Here is a 4,532-nt window from a genome sequence, read left to right as displayed (position 1 = left end):
GTATTCTAATGAAAGCAAATTAAAATTCGCAAGGATTGCTAATTTACTTTTTGAAATTTTCAAATAATTTAAGCATTGATTATAATGCGTATTATTAAAACAATCAATCGTTTTTATTTCTAATATGATTTTACCATAAACTACAAAATCAGCATAAAATTTATGATTCAAAGTAGTGTTTTTGTAGGCGACTGTATATTCTTTTTCTCGTTCGTATGGAATATTATTTTGCTGAAATTCATATTCAATAGCATCTTTATATACAATTTCCGAAAATCCCTTTCCTAGATTTTTATGAACTTCAAATAAAATACCTATAATCGAATAACTTTCTTCTTTATATAAATAATCTTCCATAAAAACATAAAATTAATTTAGTAAATCAATTCTCTAAAAATAGGCAAATTTTTAATTTGTTATAATTGTTAACCTTACTCTACTTCAAATTAATTTGCGACCCGAGCGATAGCGAATTGGCGAAGCAATCTGCGGTAAACCTCTATTTACGTATTACCTTCACTTGAGAATCCAGTGTCAACTTGATAATCGTCGAGGGTTTGCCTGAAATTTTATCTTTGTGCAAATTTACAACATAGTCCACGCCTTTAATAATCTCAGGACTAATTTCCTTAAAACTTTTAGGAGTAGGTTGCCCTGAAATATTTGCAGAAGTGGAAACCAACGGCTTTTTCATTCGCTCCATCAATTTAAAACAAAATGGTTCTTTTACTAATCTGATTCCGAGAGTTTTATCTGTTGCAATGATGTTTGGGGCTACATTTCTAGGATTATCCAGAATCAAAGTCGTAGGGTTTTCAGAAAAATCCATGATTTGCCAAGCCACTTCGGGAATGTCTTTAAAAACATTATACAGCATTTTTTCGCCATTCATCAGGCAGATCATACTTTGGGTTTCCGCTCTTTGTTTGAGTTTGTAAATCTTAGCAATCGCCTCGGGATTAGTCGCATCACAGCCAATACCCCAAACCGTATCGGTAGGGTATAAAATGATACCACCTTCTTTAATCACTTCAAAAGCATTGTGTATTTCTTGATTGATGTCCATGATTGAATTTTAAAGTGGCAAAGATAAGGATTAACGATGCAGGATTTATGATTGAAGATTAACGATTTTTGATTTTAGAATTAAAAAAAATAAAAACAGATGCATTCACCACCACAAGATCAAAAATCAGAAATTTTACTTGGGCATTCCCCGCCCGAAAAAGGCGGGTCGGGCTGTCCGCACTCGCTTTATTGTTCCAGAACGTTTTGTGAATAATTTAGGGCATTACAGGAACAATAAGAGCTCAAACAATGCTCCCATCCCTAATGCAGTTCTCGTTATTGATTACTATTTTATTCTATATTGAAAGAGTTTCCCCAATATGATTAAGATATACAAACACCTTTTTATAGTTTCAGCACATCTGAAATCAGCAATCGCTAATCAAAAATCTACAATCTTTTTTTTATTGCACGATTAATGCCCCTGATAACAGCGATAGCCCCGACTGAAAAATACTATTTTTTACGGGAAGTACAGAGCGACCAACGGAAGCTCCTGTACTGACCTAGTAAAAAAAGTATTTTGAAAGAGGGCTAAAGCGGATAGCAGGATTAGGCACATAAAAATCAGAATCTGGATTTAATGTTTTGTGCACATAAATCAATAATGGCTGTAATTCGGGCTTGGCGAGTTTCGTTGCGTTTGGCTTGATTGAGCCAGTACAAATAACTTTTTTTATAGGACGGGCTAAAACCGAGATAATTAGAATAAGCCAGTTCGTTTTCTTGAAAAGCTTTTTCTAAATCCATAGGAATAGTCAAGGATTCAACGGCATCTAAGGATTCCCAAGAGCCATTTGCTTTGGCTGTTGCAATTTTCGCATAGCCACTGGCATGGATTAAACCCTCTTTGTCGAGTTTTTCGATATGGGATTTGTTGACTCTACTCCACACACTTTTATCTTTTCTGGGGCCAAATTGCTGTTTGCGTTTTTCATCATCAATTTTCCTTGAAGTAGAATCGATCCAGCCGTAACATAATGCTACTTGTACTGCTTCTTCCCAGCGCATGCTCTCGTAATTGCTACTAACTTTATACAAAATAACATTGATTCCAGTAGAAATAGCATGATTCACTTCGAGCCATTCGCGCCATTCAGAACTGTTTTTAAAATAGTGTTCAGTAGTTTCTTTCAATTGAATGAGTTTAAAATGATTTTAAAAAAAGAAAACCATTAAAATTTAGAGCATTAAGTGAGATACTTAATTTCCTGAATCTTAATGGTTTTAAAAATAGTTGAGTACTTTTATTTTATTATAGCAGTACAAGCGACTCTTCCACCAGCATCTCCTGTGGGTTGCGTGGTAAAATCATCAGTTCCTTGATGAACAATTATAGCATGTCCTAAAATATCTTTTGTTGGGTCTCCAGAACCAATATTCCATTCGTCAGTAGTGAATTTGATGGAACCATTTCCGTTTTTATCAGCTGTAAAATTACCGATGTCTCCTTTATGGTACTCACCAACTCCCCATTTTCCGTGGTTCTTGAATGTGGGATTCCAGTGACCACCTGTTGAGGTTCCATCAGCAGCTGAACAGTCTGATTTTTCGTGAATATGAATCGCATGAACTCCTGGAGTCAATCCAGAGAATTTGGCTTCAAGAGTTACTTCACCATCTTTTTCAACAAAAGTAGCAGTCCCAGAAACGTTACTGTTGCTTTTGGCTTCAAAAGCTAAACTGAGTTTTTGGTCATTATTAGAAGTTCCAAAAGATTTACACCCGATAAAAACGAGCATTAATAAGGCTATAGAAATAAGTATTTTTTTCATCTTGTTGTAATTTTTATTTTTTTTATAAAGTTAGCCAAATATTTAGGTTGGTCAAATAAAAAACCGCTCTAAATGAAATTTTAGAACGGTTTTAACATTATAATTTAACCAAAAATTATACAATCACCATTAAAAACAATACTGATTTTCTTTAATAAGCTTAGAGGCAATAGTATGTCTTAAAGCTACGATATTAGGCATATTAGTGTATTTAGTAAAACGTCTTAATCCCATCAACATCATGCGTTGTTCATCGCCTTCAGCAAAGGAAATGATGCTTTCTTTTCCTCTTTGGATGACAATATCTACGGCTTTGTATAGGTATAATTGTGCCATGGCGATCTGTTCTTTAACTTTTTCTTCACCTTCTTTTTTAGCGGACTTTTCGGCTCTAAGAATGGTGCTTTCCGCCATATAGATTTCGATTAAAATATCAGCAGCTGCCATTAAAAGCTGTTGGTGAGAATCTAAATCGGGACCAAATTTTTGAACTGCACTACCAGCCACCATCAAGAATACTTTTTTCAGTTTGCCAATCATTTCTTTTTCCTCAGCAAATAATTCCGAATAATCAGGAGCGTCAAAAGAAGGAATGCCAAGTAATTCTTCCCCCACTTTAGTCGCAGGTCCTAAAAGATCCACATGACCTTTCATTGCTTTTTTGATCAACATCCCTACAGATAACATTCGGTTGATTTCGTTTGTTCCTTCGTAAATTCGGGCGATACGGGCATCACGCCAAGCGCTTTCCATTGGAGTATCTTCAGAGAATCCCATTCCTCCAAAAATTTGGATTCCTTCATCTGAGCAATTTTGAATATCTTCAGAAACGGCTACTTTTAATATAGAACATTCGATAGCATATTCTTCAACACCTTTTAACTCTGATTCTTGATGAGAGCCGCCTTCCGCTTCCCGGATAGCGATTCTATCTTCAATATCTTTGGCAGCTCTATAGGTAGCACTTTCTCCTGCGTAACAACTCGTTGCCATTTCGGCTAATTTGTATCGAATGGCTCCAAATTGAGAAATCGCAGTATTAAACTGAACCCTTTCATTTGCATATTTTACGGATCCCGAAATCACTCTTCGTTGCGCATCCAAACAAGCTGCTGCTAGTTTGATTCGACCCACATTCAAAGCATTCATGGCAATTTTAAATCCATTTCCTCTTTCAGACAACATGTTCTCAACTGGTACAACGGTATCATTAAAAAACACTTGACGAGTAGAAGAGGCACGAATTCCTAGTTTATGCTCTTCTTCATTCATTGTGATTCCGTTTTTCGGATCGTTTTCTACAATAAACCCAGTGATGTTTTTATCATCTCCAATACGTGCAAAAACAATAAACAATTGACAAAAACCAGCATTAGATATCCACATTTTTTGTCCTGTGATTTTGTAGTGAGAACCATCTTCAGATAAAACAGCTTTGGTTTTTCCTGAATTAGCATCAGATCCAGCACCCGGTTCTGTCAAGCAATAGGCGCCAAACCATTCGCCAGTAGCGAGTTTGGGAACGTATTTCTGTTTTTGTTCTTCAGTTCCATACAAAGTGATAGGCATGGTTCCAATCCCTGTATGTGCTCCAAAAGCAGTTGAGAAAGAACCCGTAGCTCCCGAGATGTAATCACAAACGAGAACCGTGTTGACAAATCCCATTCCCATTCCGCCATAAGCCTCAGG

5 protein-coding genes are annotated in these 4,532 nt (G+C 36.0%); all 5 read right to left on the bottom strand.

The features are described 5' to 3' along the window. Positions 1-357: GxxExxY protein (locus WBQ70_RS13825; protein ID WP_423915221.1), on the bottom strand; the 357-nt coding region annotated here is incomplete at its 3' end. A 142-nt stretch (positions 358-499) separates the two neighbouring features. Continuing rightward, positions 500-1,066, bottom strand: a complete 567-nt coding sequence (locus WBQ70_RS13820) for an L-threonylcarbamoyladenylate synthase (protein ID WP_423915219.1) — start codon at positions 1,064-1,066, stop codon at positions 500-502. A 569-nt stretch (positions 1,067-1,635) separates the two neighbouring features. Continuing rightward, on the bottom strand, positions 1,636-2,205 hold the full coding sequence (locus WBQ70_RS13815) for a YdeI/OmpD-associated family protein (RefSeq protein ID WP_423915217.1): 570 nt from the start codon (positions 2,203-2,205) through the stop codon (positions 1,636-1,638). A gap of 110 nt (positions 2,206-2,315) precedes the next feature. Then, positions 2,316-2,843: a superoxide dismutase family protein gene (locus WBQ70_RS13810; RefSeq protein WP_423915215.1), complete on the bottom strand. Its 528-nt coding sequence runs from the start codon at positions 2,841-2,843 to the stop codon at positions 2,316-2,318. 129 nt (positions 2,844-2,972) lie between these two features. Continuing rightward, on the bottom strand, positions 2,973-4,532 hold a 1,560-nt coding region (locus tag WBQ70_RS13805), incomplete at its 5' end, for an acyl-CoA dehydrogenase family protein (RefSeq protein WP_423915214.1).

This window comes from Flavobacterium sp., assembly GCF_049590715.1.
Lineage (GTDB): Bacteria > Bacteroidota > Bacteroidia > Flavobacteriales > Flavobacteriaceae > Flavobacterium.
The sequence above is the reverse complement of the archived record's forward strand: the minus strand, read 5'-3'. Positions and strand labels throughout refer to the sequence as shown.

Coding starts and splice junctions, on each gene's coding strand:
- WBQ70_RS13820 (WP_423915219.1), bottom strand. CDS start 1,066: ATGGACATCAATCAAGAAATACACAATGCTTTTGAAGTGATTAAAGAA.
- WBQ70_RS13810 (WP_423915215.1), bottom strand. CDS start 2,843: ATGAAAAAAATACTTATTTCTATAGCCTTATTAATGCTCGTTTTTATC.